Raw genomic sequence first — 18383 nt, 5'->3', positions numbered from 1 at the left:
TTGGCGGCTGGGTCTGGCCCTTTGGGCCACTGCTGCCCATCCCTCAGCCGAGGCGCTGCGCGCCTAGATGGACCAAAAGCAAAAGCCTTCCCGCAAAGGAAGGCTTTCAACTACTTACTGAAACTACTAAATTACACAATTAAATATTTTATATATCGTCCTTTAGCTTGCAGAAGGCAAAACTAAATCTGCTTTAATATATCGGCGGAGGCGGCGCAAGGCTCGCTGCTTAATTTGGCGTACTCTCTCTCTGGTCAGGCCACAATCTTCTCCAATAGATTCTAAAGTCATTGGGCAATGATTATACAAACCATAATAAGAAACAATAATTTGGCGCTCCAAATCAGACAGGCGGTCCAATTGCCCTTTTAGCTCTATCCGCGAAGACTCTTCCATCAAAGCCTGATCGCCTTCTTCTGTTAGCGAACAAGCCAGTGTATCTAGCATATTCACATCAGAATCTCGTTCGCCAGCTCCCAAAGGCGCATCTACAGAAATATGTTTTTGAATCATGCGCTCCAAAGCCACAATATCCTTTTCTCTTAGCTCCAGAATTTCCGCCAACTCGGCTACCGAAGGCTCCCGCTCATGCTCTTGCATAAAGCGCTGTCTGGCCCGAAGCAATCGGCCATGCCCCCCTAATTTATTAGAGGGCAAACGCACCATTCGCCCATGCTCCATCAAAGACTGCAAAATCGATTGACGGATCCACCATACAGCATAAGAAATAAATTTAAATCCCTTGCTTTCATCAAAACGATGGGCCGCCTTAATCAAACCCAAATTTCCCTCATTGATCAAATCACTTAGGGCCATGCCCTGATGCTGATATTGCTTGGCCACCGAAATGACAAAACGCAGGTTGGCTGTCGTCAGACGATGCAAAGCCTGCTGATCGCCAGCTCTTACTTTTTTGGCCAAAACCACCTCCTCTTCGGCCGAAACCATAGAAATTTTACTCACATCTTTTAAGTAGTTCTCTAATGCTGAGCTTTCGCGTTGGGTAATCTTCTGGGTAATTTTTAACTGTCGCATAGGCTATTTTGATAAAGTTTTCTAGGTATACGCCCTGAGGCGGGCAAAGTTTCACTTTTTTGCTATAAAAAGCAAATTATTGAAGCAAAAAAATTATATAAAAGGGGCGACTCTATATCTTTGTTACCTATCTATGACCAAAACAGCAAAATTGTTACCGTTACAACACCTATTTTTTTAAAATTTTTTCAAAATTTGATTTTAAGCGCTTAGCTTCTTGGGCCACAAAGGCTGCATCTACGGGGCCTTCAGCCTGTTCTACTCGGCCCAAACAAGTTAACTGACTATAATTCAAGATAAATTCTTCTGTCGATGGGGTTGATGGACCATTAAACAAGAGGTAAATTTCTGTCAAGCCTCTAGCTTTTAGGGCTTCTATGCTCAAGATTGTATGGTTAATGCTGCCCAAGTAGTTTTGAGAAACCAAAATAACGGGCAATTTTTGCCTTGCGGCCCAATCTATATATAGCTCTTCCTCATTTAGTGGGACCATCAGGCCGCCCGCCCCTTCTATCAGCAAATTATTGTCAGTTTTGGGAATAACCAACTGCTCTAGCTCTATTTTTTTGCCCTCGGCCCTAGCAGAGTAATGTGGAGAGGCCGGTATCTCTAAACGATAACGCTCTGGGTGGGTCTTTAGGCCCTCCCATTGGACCAAGTCCCGGACTTTATCGGTATCCGTATATTCCAGTTCTCCCGATTGTACGGGTTTCCAATAATCCATTTTTAAGGCCTTGACCAAAATGGCCGAGACCAAGGTTTTTCCAATTTCAGTTCCTATTCCGCTAAGAAAAAATGCGTTGTTTGACATCTGTTGTTTTTTATATGTTCATCATATCACTGCCTAAAAAACAAAAAATGCCCATCCTGTTTTAGGATAGACATTTTAATTTATTCATAAAGCGGTTTGGCCCAGCGCTGCGGAGGGGTGGCCGAAGGCCAGACCGAGCTTTTGAGCGCAGCGAAAAAGCGAAGGGCCGAACAGACCTGTGAGCCCCGCAGCATAGCGGCGGCCGACCTAGGCAAAGCCTAGCCGGCCGCGGGCCCCAAATCCTAATCTAAATGGCTGCCCCACCAGCTCATAAAGGCTTCGTTTTGCTCCAGATCGGGTTCTAGCTCAAACAACAAATGTTTGCTCCAGACCTTTGTAGAAAGGGCCATAATGAGTTGCTCGCTAGCGGCCTGTTTTTGGCCCAATTGCCAAAGCAAAAGCACCGCCGCCCAATCATATATATCTGCATTGCTCTCTAACTGCGCCGATTGTAAGGCCAGCCAGGCCTGCTCATAATCTCCCTCATCAATTAGAAATTCTAGGTAGCTGCGCCAAACCAAAGGCGAATGCGGGGCCAATTCCACCGCCTGCTGAAAGCAGTTTCTGGCCGCCTCTTCTTGGTTCAATTGATTGTGGGTTTCGGCCATGGCCAATAAGAAGCGCTCTTCATAATCCGCCAATTTAAAGGCCTGCTCAAAGGCATCTAGGGCCGCTAGCCACTGCCCCTGAGCCGCATAACTGACCCCCAGCAAATAAAAGCAGTTGGGCGTTTTTTCTTCTTCCAACAGACTTAAAAACTGCTGTTGCGCCTGAGCATATTGTCCCTGCAGTTGTAGTAGTTGGCCCCTCCACATGCCCAAATCTTGGGGATATTGAGGAAAATGCTCCTCAAAGTCTTCTAATACCCCTGCCAAACGGTCCAATTGCTTGAGATGCATCAATAAGGGGATATAATCCCGATAGGCAAATTCCATTTTTTCGGCAATCACAATGGCATAGTCATAAGCATCTAAGGCCTTTTCATAAAGGCCCAGTTTCTTGTAGGCATGGCCCAAATTGTACCAAGCCCAGGGCGCATAGGGATCCAAATCGGTGAGTTCCTGATGTAATTCGGCCCCTTCCGTATAGAGCTCGCCCAGCTCCATGGCCAACCAAATGCGGTTATAGGCTAGCTCATGATGGGGATCTTCTCGGAGCAATTCGGCCAAGAGTTCAAAAGATTTATCATAGCGCTCTTGCTGCTCATGAATGACCGCCTGCATCAAAAGGGCTTCTAGACGATCCGCCCCCTTGGCCTCGGCCATCATCTCATCTAATAATCTGTAAGCCTGCTTATAATGTCCTCTTTGCTGCAAGATTTCCACCTCAAAAAAGCGGACTTCCATGCTGCTAGGCTCATAAAGTTTGGCCTGCGCCAAATAACGCTCGGCCTCCCAAAGGCGGTCCACCTCCAAGCTGAGCTGCACCCCAAAGAGATACAATTGGCCCGAAAAAGCGTGCTGCCGCAACGCATGCTCTAAAGTTAAAAAAGCCTGCTCCCATTTGCCCTGCGCCTCATAATGCTCTAATAAGCGCAAAAAGCTTTCTAGGTCCAAAAACTGAAGTTCGCCCTTGGCTAACATTCCCTCGTATCGGCGCAAAATCATGCGAAAATCTTGGCCCTCTCCCTCATTATAATCAAATGCTTGCATGCCTATTTTTTATGTGATACTTTCTATAACGCAAAAGGTAGCGACTTCGCCCTACTTCCACAAGAGATTAACGGCTTCCTAAGGTTTTTTTAGACTTTAGAAAGCAAACCGCTGTAGGCCTTGTCCCAGTCTTTCCAAACGGCCTCATAGCCTTGCGCCTCTATCATTTTTACGATTTCGGCTGGACTCCTTTCGTCTGAAATTTCAAATTGCTCTAATGATTGCGGCTCAACCACATATCCGCCAGGGTTCGTTTTGGAGCCTGCGCTCAAGGAGGTAATGCCCAATTTGATAGTATGATTTCGAAAGTGCTCAGATTCTCTGGTCGATAAGGACAATTCTACTTCTTCATTATATATACGGTAGGCACAGATGAGTTGGACCAGTTCTCGGTCGTTCATCGGTACTTTGGGGTCCAATCCCCCCGAAAAAGGCCGTAATCTCGGAAAAGAAATGGAGTATTTGCTTTTCCAGTATTTCCGCTCTAAATAATCTAGGTGCAAGGCCGTAAAAAAGCTGTCGGTCCGCCAATCTTCCAAACCAATCAATACCCCGATGCCCATTTTATGCACCCCGGCCCGGCCCAAACGATCGGGCGTATCGAGCCGATAAGTAAAATTGGATTTTCGGCCCTTGGGGTGGTGCTTTTTATAATCTTCTTTGTGGTAGGTTTCCTGATAAACCAATACCGCATGCAGGCCCAAAGGCAACAAACGCTCATATTCTTCCTGCTTGAGCGGCTGCACTTCCATAGACAACTGCGCAAAATGCGGCTGCAAAGCCTTAAAGGCCCGCTCAAAATAATCTATGCCCACGGTCTTATTGGCCTCTCCTGTAACCAGCAAAATATGTTCATAGCCCATTTCTTTGAGGGCCGTGGCCTCCATCAACATCTCGCTTCCGCTAAGGGTGCGGCGGCGCATGGGATTATCCAAACTAAAGCCGCAATAGGTACAAATATTTTGGCATTCATTAGAGAGATAAAGGGGGGCATAAAGCTGCAGGGTTCGCCCAAAGCGCTTGAGCGTCAGGGCTTGGCTTTTTTGGGCCATTTGCTCCAGGTAGGGCGCGGCCGCAGGCGAAATCAGGGCCTTAAAATCTTCTAAGTTGGGTTTTTCGCTGGCCAAGGCCCGCTCTACATCAGCCGCCGTTTTGGCGTAAATGCTGGCCTTAGTGGCCGCCCAATCATATTGTTCAAATAGCTCGCTAAAGCGTTCGGCTTGTGGTGCTCGCATCATGTTTTTCTATTTCTGATTCTGCCCAAAGATAAGGCTTGTTTACTGATATTCTATGATTTTTTGGGGCCTCAGCTGCGGCTTCGCCTTGCTGCGCTACGTTTCGCAGCTCGCAGGTCTGCTCGGCCCTGCGCCAGCAAGCTGGCTAGGTCTGGCCTGACGGCCACTGCTGCACATCGCTAGGCCAAAAGAAAGGCTGCCCTGCGGGCCAGCAAAAGAGGAAAAAAAGGGCGGGCCAACAAAAAGCAAGCGCCTAAGTCCTATCTTTTGCCTAAAATGACTAATTTTGTTCTCTTAGAACAAAGGCCTTAGGCGAATGTTCTTCTCTGCGTTTTGCAGGGCGCGAAGCGCCCGCAGGCCTAGGGATGGAAAAGGGGGCGGCGCAGCCGCAGACCCAGGCGCTGCAAGCGCCGCAGGGCCGAGCGAACAGCGAGCCCTGACACAGCCCGGCCGCCAAAGGCGGCAGGCCCCAAAAGAAACTGAACATTTTAGAATAAAAGAGCATGTCTAAAGTAGAAGAAAACGACAAACCAAAAGAATCGCTCAATTTTATTGAGCAAATTATTGTAGAACATAATGAGAATGGCCGTTTTGGGGGCCAGGTGCACACTCGTTTCCCCCCAGAGCCCAATGGTTATTTGCATATTGGTCACGCCAAGGCCATTTGTGTCAATTTTGGCATTGCCGAAAAATTTGGCGGCAAAACCAATCTGCGCTTTGATGACACCAATCCCGCCACGGAAAGTACCGAGTATGTGGAAAGCATCAAGAAAGATGTGCGTTGGCTGGGCTTTGATTGGGAAGAAAGAGAATATTACAGCTCTGACTACTTTCAGACGCTTTATGAATATGCCCTTAAGCTGATTCAAAAAGGCTTGGCTTATGTCGATTTTACTTCTGCCGAAGAAATGGACCGCCAAAAAAGAGCCGAGGAAGCCAGCGAATACCGCAGCCGCTCTGTAGAAGAAAACCTAGCCGAATTTGAGAAGATGAAGGCTGGCGAATATGAAGAAGGCATCTGCGTTTTGCGGGCCAAAATTGATATGAGCCACCCCAACCGCCTTATGCGCGACCCCATTATTTATCGGGTAAAAAATATGGCCCACCACCGCACTGGCGATGCTTGGAAGATTTACCCTATGTACGATATGGCCCATGGTCAATCGGATGCTATGGAAGGGATCACGCACTCGCTTTGCTCACTAGAGTTTTTGCCCCACCGCGAGCTTTATGAGTGGTTGACCAAAAACCTAGAGATTCATGAGCCACAACAGCTAGAGTTTTCTCGCCTCAACCTCAATTATACCATTACCTCTAAGCGCAAGCTCAAGCAATTGGTAGAAGAGGGCCATGTTAGTGGCTGGGACGACCCACGGATGCCCACCCTTTCGGGGATGCGTCGCCGCGGTTATCCGCCCATGGCTATCCGCAACTTTATTGAGAAAGTTGGGGTATCTAAACGCGAGCAATTCATTGACCTTTCGCTTTTGGAATTCTGTGTGCGGGAAGAGCTCAATAAAGTAGCTACTCGTGCCCTTTGTGTGCTCGACCCTCTTAAAGTAATCATTGAGAACTTGCCCGAGGGCCATTGTGAAGACATGCAGGTAGTCAATAATCCCGAACTTGAGGATTCGCCTACCCACAGCATGCCCTTTACCAAAGAAATTTATATTGAGCGGGGCGACTTTATGATTGACCCACCCAAGAAGTTTTTCCGTCTCGGTCCGGGCCGCTGCGTACGCCTCAAGGGCGCTTATATTATTGAGTGCACGGGCTATGAAACCGATGCGCAGGGCGAAGTGACAGAAGTACGTTGCCGTTTTATTGAAAACAGTAAGAGTGGTCAAGATACCAGTGGCGTAAAAGCCAAAGGGACCTTGCATTGGGTATCTATTGAGCATGCGGTTCCCGTAGAAGTTCGCAAATACGATCGTCTTTTTGCTACGGAAGCACCGGGTAAAGCATCGGGCAACTTCTTGGATGATATCAACCCCAAATCTTTGGAGATCATAGAGACCGCCTATGCAGAGCCCTTCTTGAAAGAGGCCAAGCAAGGAGAAGCTTTTCAGTTTATGCGCATTGGTTACTTTACCCTAGATGCCGAGAGTACAGCCGAAAAGCCCTGCTTTAACCAGACTTCTCCCCTAAGAGATAATTGGGGTAAGAAGAAGCCCAAAGGGGGCGGCCAACAAAAGAAAAAAGGTGGCCAACAGAAAAACAAAAAGAAGCAAAACTAATTGCTTGCCCCCCTAAAAAGGGAGCGCCCCAACAGCCTAGGCTGTTGGGGCGCTTTTTTTGGGCCAAACTAAAAGCGTTTGGCCAGCTCCTGTCCAAAGCGGGGAACATCTAAAAAGTAGAGCAACTTCACAGAAAACTGATTGAGGGGATTATCCTCTAGCATCTGCTGAAAGTTTCGGCCATAGTTTTCTTCTACATATTGGCCCTCAGTAAGGATGGCATTCTTCCAGACTGCATTAAACTCGCTACCGGGGGCAAAGCGCCAGCGGAAAATCAGGTCGATATTAAAGGCATTATAATTTTGGTCGTGCAAAGCATCATAGGAGCTATCGAGTAGGTCGCCAGTTTGGTCCAAAACATAAAAATCTGAATAAGCCACCGAGGCCCAAAAGTGTCGAGCTCTAAAGCTCAGCGAGATCAGGGGACTAAAGAGGTAATTAAAGGTTAGTTGCGACTCTAGGGTTTGATAACTGCGCTGCCCAAAGACAATGCTCTCATCTGCCAAGCGATTGACATAGCCCAGGTTCTTGTTCCGCAGGGTCAGGTTTTGAGACAAGACCAAATTGGCCCGATCATTAAAGCGGTAGCGGGGGCTCAGCTCCATCTCAAAGGTATAGGCATTCTTCCAGATGGGATTGGCCGACAAAAAGGGCCGATAAGAAATATCGCCATCCAAGGCAAAAGGTTTGCGATAATCTGAAGAAAAATAGCCTCGAATACGGCCCCAGACGGGTTTGTTCCAAGCTCGGCCCGCCTCTCTGGCCTCAAAGAAATCGACATAGCCCAAAGGCTGAAAAGCTAAATTAAAAAAGCTATATAAGAAGTTTTTATCGGTGGCCGAAACCTGCGCATTCATTTCAATTCGGCTAAAATTATAGGGTTTATACAACTGCTCCATATAAGTAGAGAAATTGTAGTGCATATAATTGTAGCGGCCAAAAGGCTTAAAGATATAGTAATCTAGATTGGCGGTGGTCCGCAGATAATTGGGCCGACCAATATAGCCCAGATCGTTAATATTATACTGATCGCTATAGACGGTTTGATTGAGCGACCAGCGCCATTGGCCCTGAATCTTCCCTACATTTAAATAAGCTTTAAAGCCATCTTCTAGCTCTGCAGTATGAAGCTCTGGGTCCAAATAACGGCGACTATAAGCGCCTGAGCCCGACAATACATAACGGTTCTTTTTATCCGTCAAGCGAAATTCGGTCCCCCAGGCCATTGCATCGGTAAAACCACCCGAACGCAAAACAGAGCTTTGTACAAAACTAATATAGGAGTTGTTCCGCAGCTGCTGGTCAATGACTAAAAGGTTGTAGTTGCTCAGGCTTTCGGTTTTGATGCTGCGCTCCTCCCCTTTTTCGCTTTCTATTTTGGCATAGGCCGGGGCGGTTACCGCATTAAACACCCCAACGCCAAGGCCTTTTTTGGTTCGGCCCGACAACTTTAGGGCGTTAATCAACTGGCTGCGTTCTGGATTGCTGACTAGGGTTTCGGTACTATCCATTTGGCTGCTGGCCCAACTGGCTCGACTGGGTCGGCTCCCCACTCTACGAGAATAAAATAAATCGGCTCGCCCAAATAATTCGGTCCCTTCCGTAAAAAAGGGGCGGCGCTCGGTATAATAGATTTCAAAAGGGCTGAGGTTAAATTGTAGGTTGTCCGATTGCACATCGCCAAAGTCTGGTATCAAAGCTACATCTAAGGTGAAGCTCTCATTGATGCCGTATTTTAGGTCTGCTCCTGCAGAAGCCCGAAAGCTAGGCGCCTGCCCATTCTCTAAGGTCAAATAACTGGCCGCATAGGGCGTTAAGGACAAGCGCAAGGGCGGATTGATGCCCTCCAAACCATACAATAAGCCAAATTGCTGCACCTCCCCATCTATTTCGGGGTCTAGGGCCGACCAATACGCACTTTCTCTATATCTCCGAATATAACGCTCGAAGTTGATGCCCCAAAGCTGCTGCTCCTGAGGTGCAAAACGCAATTGCGAGTAGGGAATCTCTATCTCTACGCTCCAACCATCTTCTAATATCTGATGCCCAGAGCGCCAAGCCGCATCCCAAAGTTGGTCCCCATCACTGGCATCTTCTCGCACGCCCGAAGCACTGACCGTAAAATGAAAGGCATTTTGCTGCCTAAACATCCCATCAATGTAAACGGTAAAATAATCGGCATTAGAGCCCGAAACTTCATCTCGAACCGCCAACTGCTGCAAAATGCTGTCTGGCGCAGGATCATACATATAGGCCCCTATATAAATGGCCGAAGGTCCATAAATTACCCGTACTTCGGTCCGAAAAGAGCCTGGCGTATTTGGCGCAGGCTCATATTCCGTAAATCCCTCGGCAATGGGGGCCGCCTGCCAGGCCGCCTCATTCAAGCGGCCATCAATTTTTAATTTACCCTCCCCCAATTGCATGGCCCGCAAGCCCTTTTTGTTGGGGTAGGCCGCCATGCCCACCGGCTGAGCCGCCAAGCCCAAAATAGCCGATAAGTAAAAGAATATCAGTAGATAAAACTGCTGCATAATAGTTCGTTGTGGAGGTTTGTAATTCTTAGCGGCAAATTTAGGCGCTAAAGAAATAGCCGTCAAACTTTTACTATTAGCCTTCTGCAAATTTCGACTAAGTTGTTTTTTGGGCCTCCGCCTCCCTTCGGTCGTCGGCGGTTACTCCCTTTGGTCGTCGAACTGCGCCCTAAAGGGCTTGTTGTCGCTGCAGGGCTCGCTGGTCGCTCGGCCCTTCGCTTCGGTGCTACGCACCTTCGGTTACTCCCTTTGGTCGTTGAACTGCACCCTAAAGGGCTTGTTCTGGTCTGCGGCTTCGCCGCCCCCTTTCGCATCGCTAGGCCGCTCATCTGTCTTTTTCCAGCTTAAGTTTCTTCTTCGGCGAGTCTGCTTAATATTTTGTGTTTCCCCTTTTTGCTGCCTAGGGACAAGCCCCTAGGCTAGCTTTTTCAGACAGCCCTCTAAAGAGGGCCTTTGGATAAGGTTCTTCTCTGCGACAACAACTGAACAAGGCCTTGTATATCAATAGTTGAGGCCCTCGCAGAGGGCTGACTCCATTGGATTAGCCTAGGGGCTTGTCCCTAGGCGACTATCTGCTTATCCAAGCCCCATCGCAAACAAGGGCTTTAGCCCATGGCTCTAAACACCCCAGACCTAACTAGTTTACCGCCAGACCTAACTAGTTTACTTCCAGACCTAACTAGTTTACCGCCAGACATAACCAGTTTACCGCCAGACATAACCAGTTTACCGCCAGACATAACCAGTTTACCGCCAGACATAACCAGTTTACCGCCAGACATAACCAGTTTACCGCCAGACCTAACTTTTGCCTTTTTTCATTTTGTTGCGTTTTTTCAATTTTTAACAATTCCCTAACAATTGGACATAAAAAAAGGCGCAAAACCTAGGTTTTGCGCCTTTTTCCTGGCCGAAGCGGGAGATCTAGCTTAAAAATAGCTGTTGAGCGGCCCAGCGCTGCGGAGGGGTGGCCGTAGGCCAGACCGAAGGCGGAACGAAGTGTAGCCTGAAGGGCCGAACAGACCTGTGAGCCCCGCAGCATAGCGGCGGCCAGCTTGCTGGCCGCGGGCCCCAAAACAAGAAAAAGGTAGTCAGCAAAAAAGCTCACTACCTTTCTATAAAAATTATCCTTTTGGGCTATTTGGAAACTGCTTTAAGCTGCATCTCCTCCTCTAAAAAGGCGATGGCTGCGGTTTGCACCTCCTCCCAAGCTTTGGAGGTCCAGGGGGAGCAGATGACATGTGCCCCTGCCTCTGGGAAAGCCTGTTTGCGTTTGGTTTTGCTACCTAGCTGCTCATACATTTCGAGCATTTTGGCCACCGAAACCGTGGGATCTTGTTCCTCTTCATTCTTATAATAATAGCCGAGGAAAAAGGGTTGTTTGACCTGTTCAAAGAGTTCGGGCTTCATACAATTCTCTATTAACAATTGCAATTGAATCAGGCCCTCGATGCGGTACTTGCTCGTCCAGTACTTATCAATGCTATCATTTTCGGGGACCCAGCTGCGGTAATCGCCACCAAAGACCATGCGGGCCAGTTCCATTCCCCAGGGGCCTGTTAGTAATTTGGCGTTGGGGTCGGCCACTTGGATATTGGGCGAAAAGGCCAGATGTCCGGCAATAGCGGTATCTGCAGCCGAGAGGTAAAGGCCCAAGCTGCCGCCCGTAGAGCAGCTAATCAGGATCACTTTTTCGCCTAATTCTCGGCCAATGGCTAGGGCCTCTTTAGCGGATTGGACATAGCTTTGTACCGTCAAATCGGCAAAGGCATCTACATCTTTTCGGCCATGTTGCGAAAGCCGAGGCAGATACAAATTGGCCCCATAGCGCTTGGCCAACTGCTCATGAATGGGCCAGCCCTCCATGGGCGAAGCCGAAAATCCATGCAAATAGACAAAGGCATAAGGCGTCTTTTTCTTGAGGCTATCATTGGCCCAAATTACTCGGCTTTGGTTGCCCGTTTTCACATCCTTATCGCGAGCATCAAAGGCGGCGACCTGGGCCTCCAAAGCGGCGGCAGAGGCATAAGGCGTATGATAAATAGGTAAATTATCGGGAATATTTTCCGCCTTAGGCCTTGGCCCCAAGACATAAGTTACCGTTCCCACCGAAATCAATATAAATACAACAGCTACCACCCATTTTAGTATGCGCATAGTTCTAGAATAAGCTTTGAATAATCTGCTCGATCGTGATGCCTTCCGCCTCTGCCTTATAGTTTCGGACCACCCGGTGGCGCAAAATATAGGGTGCTACGGCCTGCACATCAGATTTATCGGGAGAGTATTTTCCGTTGATGGCGGCATGACATTTGGCGCCGAGCACCAAAAACTGCGAGGCCCTTGGTCCAGCGCCCCAAGAGATATAATTATTAACTTTATCGGTGGCCATGGCGGTGCCTGGGCGAGTTTTATTGGTCAGTCCCACGGCATATTCCAGCACATTATCGGCAATATGAATTTTGCGAATTAGTTGTTGGAAAAAGACGATTTGCTCGGCAGAAACCACGCCTTTTAGCTCTACTTTTTGGCCAGAAGTGGTATTTTTCACAATCTGCACCTCTTGTTCATAAGTGGGATAATCCAGCACAATATTAAACATAAAGCGGTCGAGTTGGGCCTCGGGCAAGGGGTAAGTTCCCTCCTGCTCAATGGGGTTTTGGGTGGCCAAGACCAAAAAGGGTTTAGGCAACTTATAGCTCACCCCTCCCACGGTCACCGAGCGTTCTTGCATAGCTTCTAGCAGGGCCGCCTGTGTTTTGGGTGGGGTTCGGTTAATCTCATCGGCTAGCAAAATATTGGTAAAAAGGGGCCCTTTAGAAAAGGTAAAATTGCGGTGTTCGTCCATAATTTCGGCCCCAGTAATATCTGAGGGCATCAAATCGGGCGTAAACTGAATGCGGTTAAATTGCAGGTCCAACACCTTAGAAATGGTATTAACCAAGAGGGTTTTGGCTAGGCCAGGCACCCCAACCAGCAGGCTATATCCATCGCAAAAGAGCGAAATCAAGACTGATTTGACCACTTCATCTTGGCCCACAATCACTTTTCCAATTTCTTGGCGCAAATCTCGGTAAGCCTGGGCCAAGGCCTCCAGTGCTTCTACATCATCCTTATAATTCATAGTTCTATTTTAGCGTTCTTTTTTTTGTTTTGGGGCTGCCCCTTCCTGCGGTCGGGTCGGGCTGTGTCAGGGCTCGCAAGTCTGCTCGGCCCTTCGCAAAATTCGCTTTGCTCATTTTGCTTGGTCTGGCGCTTTGCGCCCCCCTTTTCCATCCCTCAGCCGGCTCGCTTCGCTCGCCTCTAGCTGTATAATTTGGACCATCAAGATACTAACTTCTTTGGCTAAGCCTTAAAATGCTTTTGAATTTTGCTTAAAAGGATGCTTTGCAGTCCTTTTTGGCCGGCCAAAATTTCTCGCCCAAAAAGATAATCATTTTGGCCAGAAAAGTCGCAAACAAAGCCGCCAGCTTCTTGGACCAAAAATGCGCCTGCGGCTACATCCCAGGGGGCTAGGCTATATTCATAGAATCCCCCAAAGCGGCCAGCAGCTGTATAGGCCAAATCTAAGGCGGCCGAGCCGCAGCGGCGCAGACCACGGCAGGCGGGCATCAGCTCGCCCAGAAGGGCCAGATAAGCCTTTGTTTGCTCAAAATCATAATAGGGAAAGCCCGTAGCCAGGAGGCTATCGCTCAGGGCGGCTGGCTTTTGGCTAAGCAGCAAGGGCTGTTTATTTAGGTAGGCGCCTTCACCCTGAATGGCCCAGAACAACTCCTTTCTATTGGGTTCATAGACCATTCCCAAAACGGTTTTCTCTTCATATTGCAGGGCAATACTAATAGAGAAAAAGGGAAGTTGGTGCAAATAGTTGGTCGTTCCGTCTAGGGGGTCAATGATCCAGCGCCAGGGGCTATCGCTTTGTTTTTGGCCAGACTCCTCGGCAATAAAATTTGCTTGAGGGAGTAGGGATTGGGCCAACTTAATAATGCGATTTTCTACCTCTTGGTCCACATAACTGACCAAGCTATTGAGGTCTTTAGTGAGTACATCCTTAGTTTGGACCTTTTGGATTTCCTCCAGCATAAACTGTCCCCATTGGGGCAGGGCCCTTTTTAGGGCCGCGGCAATTTGCTTTAGTTCTGTTTTATTCATGACTTAAAGAAAAACTTTTTCGGCATAAAAAAAGAGGGCCAGGGCCCTCTTATTATTTTCTTAGCGGTTTGCGGTTTTGCAGGGCGCGGAGCGCCCGCCGCAGGCGGGAGGCCCCAAAAATAACTACTTAGTAATCATTGTACGGCCGCCCAGGTAGCCTTGCAAAGCCTTAGGAATGTGGATTCCCTCTTCGCATTGGTTATTTTCTAGGATCGTGGCCAAAATGCGGGGCAGGGCCAGGGCAGAGCCATTGAGTGTATGCGCTTGGATCGTTCCCTTGCCCTCATTGGGGCGGTAGCGGAGCTTGAGGCGGTTGGCTTGGAACTCCTCAAAATTAGAGACCGAGCTCACCTCTAGCCAGCGATCTTGAGCGGCAGAATAAGTTTCAAAATCAATAGTGAGAGCGGCGGCAAAGCCGAGGTCGCCACCACAGAGGCGGAGTGTACGGAAAGGCAGTTCTAATTTAGCGAGCAGGCCTTCTACATGGGCGCACATTTCCTCTAGGGCTTGATAAGAGCGTTCGGGATGTTCTAGGCGAACGATTTCCACCTTATCGAACTGATGAAGGCGGTTGAGGCCACGTACGTGGGCGCCATAAGAGCCAGCTTCGCGGCGGAAGCAGGGGGTATAGCCCGTTAGGCAGATCGGGAAATCATCCTCGGCCAAAATCACATCTCGGTAAATATTGGTGAGGGGCACCTCGGCGGTGGGGATCAGGTAGAGATTATCGGCTGTAGCATGATACATTTGGCCGTCCTTATCGGGCAATTGGCCAGTGCCACGGGCGCTAGCCTCATTGACTAGATGTGGGGGAAGGAACTCTCGGTAGCCTGCTTTATCGGCCTCATCGAGAAAGAAGTTGATGAGTGCTCTTTGGAGTTTGGCGCCCATACCGGTATAGAGCGGGAAGCCTGCGCCAGTAATTTTGGCCCCAGTTTCAAAGTCGATTAAGCTATATTCTTGAGCGAGTTCCCAGTGGGGTTTAGCATCTTCGGGAAGTTTTGGAAGGTCCTTTTTCCATTCTCTTTCCACCACATTATCTAGGTCACATTTTCCGGCGGGCACTGTTTCGTGGGCACAGTTAGGGACCTGCAGGAGCAGTTCTTCTAGGCGTTCTGCATTATCGCGGCTAAGTTGTTCTAGCTCGTGAATACGACTTTTGATGCCAGCCGTTTGGGACTTGGCCTCTTCTGCGGCGGCTTTTTCTCCTTTGCGCATCAGCTGGCCAATTTGGCTAGAGATGGACTTTAGTTCTGCTCTTTGAGCGTCTAGATCTTGTTGGAGGCTACGGCGTAGGTCATCGGCGGCCAAAATATCATCTAAGATGTTGAGGGGCTCAAAGCTTCTAATTTTGAGGCTTCTGAGCACTTTCTCGCGATTTTCGCGAATAAACTGAACGGCTAACATAAAGCTAATTTATGTAGGTAAAATGGTTATTGTCAAATGAGTGGCAGCGGCTACAATAAAGGGGCCAAGGCCAAGTAATTTTAGCGTCTATTTATTCAGACAGAAGATAAACAACTGCTTTAGGAGTGGATAAAAGGCGCTTTTCACAAAGAGTTTGTTTAAAAATTTCGTTTTAGGAAAATAAGTATAAAGGCTAAATAGTGTAGACTCGCCCAGTTGTCGGCTTTTCTTTCAAAACGAATGAGTAAAATTTTGAATGCGTCAATCCATGCGTTAGTTCGCTCAACAGAAAAGCGTTCTTTGTAAAGTTCCTCATCTATAATATCTTGATAATAAGCTTTTTTTCTATTTCTTTTGTTGTGGTCAATATTAGGGATAATGCCCATTTTTTGGCAGTTTTCTCTAAGTTTTTTGCTATCAAACCCTGCATCAGCATTCATAAATAAACCATCAGGAGAGATGTCTGAAAGCTGCAGATCGGCAAGCATTTTTTGGAAATGACTCTCGATTTCAAACAAATCATTATGGTTTCCCGCAAAAGGCGGAGACATAGCGATTGGCAGCCCATTTTTATCTGTGAGAAAGAGAGCATTTGTGGTTTTGGACTTTTTTCGGCCCTGATAACCCACAGCTTCGCCCCCTCTTTTCGCTGGGGTATGACTTCCGTCAAGCTGTATACTAGATAAATCTAAACAAGATTTTTCATGGGCTAGAAATTGGATCCACACTTTTTGCCAAATACCAGACTCGGACCAGCTATTGAAGTAGTAATATACTGTTTGCCAGCAAATTAGAACTTCGTCAAAAAAAGATTGTATCGGTAATTCTCTCCACTGACAACCTGTTTTAAGCCTATAAATTATCGCTTTAACAATTTGCCACAGAGGCGCTTTGGTTTTTCGAGCCAATTTTTTTTCGGGAAAAAATGCTAATATTTTTTCCGTAATAAATTCTTTTGATAAATTCACAACCATGTTGCAAAGCCTTTTTTTGTTTTTGTCGTAATCAACAATAATAAGCGCTTTGCAGCATTTTTTTTTGCCTTAGTCTAGCTGCTGACTAAAAAATTTAAACAAGCTCAAAGATAGTATTTGAAATTTAAAATTAAAGTGTAAATTTGTCGTCTACAAAGCAAGAAGCCCTATATCTAATTGCTTCATTTCCTACCTATATCTATCGGGCTCATTCAGCGCAGCTATTTGCAAGATGATAAAATGCAAAACCAATTTGGTTAAACTACTGCCTGTTTGATAGCTCCCTTCATTTTGATAGTTACAGTCCACTTATTTGATGTAAAATGCATTTAGCTGAGGCTACTTCAGCTTATCAGTTAATTCTATGCACCTTGGGCGAGCAGAAAGCAATTGCTTGTAGATGGTCTGACTGTGGCTATAGAACTACCTACTATTTCAATTCTAATTTACGACTACATGTACAACATCCTTCAACTCAATGAAATGTTGGTGCCTCAATTGCGCGATATTGCGGAGCGGTTGCAGGTAAAAAGCTATAAGCGTCTCCCCAAAAAGGAGCTCATTTATAAAATTCTAGACGCCCAAGCCATCCATGGCGGTGTGCCCCCTGCTCCTAAAGAAGAGAAAAAAGAGGAGCCCCAGAAAAAGGCGCCTGCCAAAGGCCGCAAAACGACTAATAAAAAAGAAGTGGAAGACAAAGAGGCCGAAAAGCCTCAGCCCAAGCGCCGTGGCCGCCCTCCCAAAAAGAAAGTAGAAACTCCTCAAGCAGAAGAGCTAACTAAAGAAGAAGCTACAGAAAAAAAGGAGGAGCCTCAAGAAGAAAAGCGTCAGCCTCGAAATAACAACAAAAGGGCTCCCAGAGAACAGCGTAATAATAAAAGAGAGCCTCAGGACAGAGACAACAACAGAAACCAACGCGACAACAAAAGAGAGCCTCAAGAAAGAGCTCCTAAAGAACAGCGAAATAACAAAAGAGAGCCTCAGGACAGAGACAACAACAGAAACCAACGCGACAACAAAAGGGAACCTCAAGAAAGAGCTCCCAGAGAACAGCGAAATAACAAAAGAGAGCCTCAAGACAGAGAACAAAACGAGCAGCCTCAAGACCGTAAGCGCTACAGCCGCCAAAACCAAGAGCGGAACGAAAACGAGCGTAAAGATCGTAAGTATGCTCGCAAAAAGGCCTTTAGTGTAGAGCTAGATGGCGTAATTGAAGGGGGTGGAGTTTTGGAGATGACGCCTGATGGCTTTGGCTTTTTGCGCTCTCCAGATTATAACTACCTGCCTTCTCCCGACGATATTTACGTTTCTCCTTCACAGGTCAAATTATTGGGCCTACGCACAGGAGATAGCATTCAGGGAACGATTCGCCCGCCCAAAGAAGGCGAAAAGTACTTTGCCCTTTTACAAGTGAGCCATATCAATGGCTGGGACCCCGCAGATATTAAGGACCGGGTAGCTTTTGATCATTTGCGCCCGACTTTTCCTACCGAAAAGCTCAATATCATTGACCAAGAGAACCCCAAGCACTACTCTACTCGCATCATTGACCTCTTTACGCCTATTGGTAAGGGGCAGCGTGGACTCATTGTGGCCCAACCCAAAACAGGTAAAACCTACCTGCTAAAAGATGTCGCCAATGCTATTGCCGCCAATCACCCCGAAGCCTATCTCATCATCCTATTGATTGATGAACGGCCCGAGGAAGTTACCGATATGGAGCGCAATGTCCGTGCAGAGGTCATCTCTTCTACCTTTGATGCCCATCCCGAAAATCATGTCCGCGTGGCCGGCATTGTCCTCGAAAAAGCCAAGCGCATGGTAGAATGTGGCCATGATGTAATTATTCTCCTTGACTCGATCACCCGCCTAGCCCGTGCCCACAATACCGTGGCCCCCGCTAGCGGTAAGGTCCTTTCTGGTGGTGTAGAGGCCAACGCCCTACTCAAACCCAAACAGTTCTTTGGCGCCGCCCGAAATATCGAAAACGGAGGTTCTCTCACTATTCTAGCCACTGCCCTTATCGATACGGGCTCTAGAATGGATGAAGTCATCTTTGAGGAATTCAAAGGAACTGGAAACATGGAACTACAGCTCGATCGCCGCTTGGCCAACAAACGCGTCTATCCCGCTATAGACCTCACCAAGTCCTCTACCCGAAGAGAAGAACTCTTGCATGACGAACAGATCATGAGCCGTATGTATATCCTCCGCCGACACCTGGCCGATATGAATACCGATGAAGCCATGAACTTTATGCTCAAGCATCTAAGAGGAACCAAAACCAATGAAGAATTCATGCTTTCTATGAATAGCTAATTTTTTTCTGCTTTTCACTGAAAAAAA

The 18383-nt window shown here is 47.6% G+C and carries 12 protein-coding genes; 2 read left to right on the top strand and 10 right to left on the bottom strand.

The window, feature by feature from the left end; all coding sequences use genetic code 11:
* Window positions 1-162: 162 nt before the first annotated feature.
* From SAPGRDRAFT_RS10485 to thiH, 4 genes are all read right to left on the bottom strand, one after another.
* Complete coding sequence (locus SAPGRDRAFT_RS10485) at window positions 163-1035, bottom strand: sigma-70 family RNA polymerase sigma factor (protein WP_002659246.1); 873 nt, start codon at window positions 1033-1035, stop codon at window positions 163-165.
* Between the two features lie 169 nt (window positions 1036-1204).
* Window positions 1205-1846: a dethiobiotin synthase gene (bioD, locus tag SAPGRDRAFT_RS10480; RefSeq protein ID WP_002659245.1), complete on the bottom strand. Its 642-nt coding sequence runs from the start codon at window positions 1844-1846 to the stop codon at window positions 1205-1207.
* A 242-nt stretch (window positions 1847-2088) separates the two neighbouring features.
* Window positions 2089-3498, bottom strand: coding sequence for a tetratricopeptide repeat protein (locus tag SAPGRDRAFT_RS10475; RefSeq protein ID WP_002659244.1), 1410 nt, complete (start codon window positions 3496-3498; stop codon window positions 2089-2091).
* 89 nt (window positions 3499-3587) lie between these two features.
* Window positions 3588-4733 (bottom strand): 2-iminoacetate synthase ThiH, encoded by a 1146-nt coding sequence (gene thiH / locus SAPGRDRAFT_RS10470; RefSeq protein ID WP_002659243.1) that lies wholly within the window; start codon window positions 4731-4733, stop codon window positions 3588-3590.
* A 503-nt stretch (window positions 4734-5236) separates the two neighbouring features.
* Between thiH and SAPGRDRAFT_RS10460 the strand changes: the two genes are divergently transcribed.
* Window positions 5237-6970: a glutamine--tRNA ligase/YqeY domain fusion protein gene (locus tag SAPGRDRAFT_RS10460; RefSeq protein ID WP_002659242.1), complete on the top strand. Its 1734-nt coding sequence runs from the start codon at window positions 5237-5239 to the stop codon at window positions 6968-6970.
* A 68-nt stretch (window positions 6971-7038) separates the two neighbouring features.
* Here the strand turns inward: SAPGRDRAFT_RS10460 and SAPGRDRAFT_RS10455 are convergent, their stop codons facing one another.
* The 6 genes from SAPGRDRAFT_RS10455 to SAPGRDRAFT_RS10420 form a co-directional block, all read right to left on the bottom strand.
* Window positions 7039-9504 carry a DUF5916 domain-containing protein gene (locus SAPGRDRAFT_RS10455; protein WP_253271307.1) on the bottom strand — a complete coding sequence of 822 codons (2466 nt, stop codon included), beginning with the start codon at window positions 9502-9504 and terminating at the stop codon, window positions 7039-7041.
* Between the two features lie 1137 nt (window positions 9505-10641).
* Window positions 10642-11661 carry an alpha/beta hydrolase gene (locus SAPGRDRAFT_RS10440; protein WP_002659239.1) on the bottom strand — a complete coding sequence of 340 codons (1020 nt, stop codon included), beginning with the start codon at window positions 11659-11661 and terminating at the stop codon, window positions 10642-10644.
* A gap of 4 nt (window positions 11662-11665) precedes the next feature.
* Window positions 11666-12628 carry an AAA family ATPase gene (locus SAPGRDRAFT_RS10435; protein WP_002659238.1) on the bottom strand — a complete coding sequence of 321 codons (963 nt, stop codon included), beginning with the start codon at window positions 12626-12628 and terminating at the stop codon, window positions 11666-11668.
* 221 nt (window positions 12629-12849) lie between these two features.
* Window positions 12850-13656, bottom strand: a complete 807-nt coding sequence (locus tag SAPGRDRAFT_RS10430; protein ID WP_002659237.1) for an inositol monophosphatase family protein — start codon at window positions 13654-13656, stop codon at window positions 12850-12852.
* Window positions 13657-13779: 123 nt separating this feature from the next.
* A complete protein-coding gene (gene serS / locus SAPGRDRAFT_RS10425) occupies window positions 13780-15063 on the bottom strand; it encodes a serine--tRNA ligase (RefSeq protein WP_002659236.1) in 1284 nt (427 codons plus the stop codon).
* Window positions 15064-15221: 158 nt separating this feature from the next.
* Complete coding sequence (locus tag SAPGRDRAFT_RS10420; protein ID WP_002657728.1) at window positions 15222-16037, bottom strand: IS5 family transposase; 816 nt, start codon at window positions 16035-16037, stop codon at window positions 15222-15224.
* A gap of 456 nt (window positions 16038-16493) precedes the next feature.
* Between SAPGRDRAFT_RS10420 and rho the strand changes: the two genes are divergently transcribed.
* Entirely contained in the window at window positions 16494-18356 is a 1863-nt protein-coding gene (gene rho / locus SAPGRDRAFT_RS10415; protein WP_002659235.1) for a transcription termination factor Rho, read from the top strand.
* Window positions 18357-18383 lie beyond the last annotated feature (27 nt).

Source organism: Saprospira grandis DSM 2844 (assembly GCF_000275825.1).
Taxonomy (GTDB): domain Bacteria; phylum Bacteroidota; class Bacteroidia; order Chitinophagales; family Saprospiraceae; genus Saprospira; species Saprospira grandis_A.
The sequence above is the reverse complement of the archived record's forward strand: the minus strand, read 5'-3'. Positions and strand labels throughout refer to the sequence as shown.

Coding starts and splice junctions, on each gene's coding strand:
- SAPGRDRAFT_RS10430 (WP_002659237.1), bottom strand. CDS start 13,656: ATGAATAAAACAGAACTAAAGCAAATTGCCGCGGCCCTAAAAAGGGCC.
- SAPGRDRAFT_RS10420 (WP_002657728.1), bottom strand. CDS start 16,037: ATGGTTGTGAATTTATCAAAAGAATTTATTACGGAAAAAATATTAGCA.
- SAPGRDRAFT_RS10460 (WP_002659242.1), top strand. CDS start 5,237: ATGTCTAAAGTAGAAGAAAACGACAAACCAAAAGAATCGCTCAATTTT.
- serS (WP_002659236.1), bottom strand. CDS start 15,063: ATGTTAGCCGTTCAGTTTATTCGCGAAAATCGCGAGAAAGTGCTCAGA.
- thiH (WP_002659243.1), bottom strand. CDS start 4,733: ATGCGAGCACCACAAGCCGAACGCTTTAGCGAGCTATTTGAACAATAT.
- rho (WP_002659235.1), top strand. CDS start 16,494: ATGTACAACATCCTTCAACTCAATGAAATGTTGGTGCCTCAATTGCGC.
- SAPGRDRAFT_RS10440 (WP_002659239.1), bottom strand. CDS start 11,661: ATGCGCATACTAAAATGGGTGGTAGCTGTTGTATTTATATTGATTTCG.
- SAPGRDRAFT_RS10435 (WP_002659238.1), bottom strand. CDS start 12,628: ATGAATTATAAGGATGATGTAGAAGCACTGGAGGCCTTGGCCCAGGCT.
- SAPGRDRAFT_RS10475 (WP_002659244.1), bottom strand. CDS start 3,498: ATGCAAGCATTTGATTATAATGAGGGAGAGGGCCAAGATTTTCGCATG.
- SAPGRDRAFT_RS10485 (WP_002659246.1), bottom strand. CDS start 1,035: ATGCGACAGTTAAAAATTACCCAGAAGATTACCCAACGCGAAAGCTCA.
- SAPGRDRAFT_RS10455 (WP_253271307.1), bottom strand. CDS start 9,504: ATGCAGCAGTTTTATCTACTGATATTCTTTTACTTATCGGCTATTTTG.
- bioD (WP_002659245.1), bottom strand. CDS start 1,846: ATGTCAAACAACGCATTTTTTCTTAGCGGAATAGGAACTGAAATTGGA.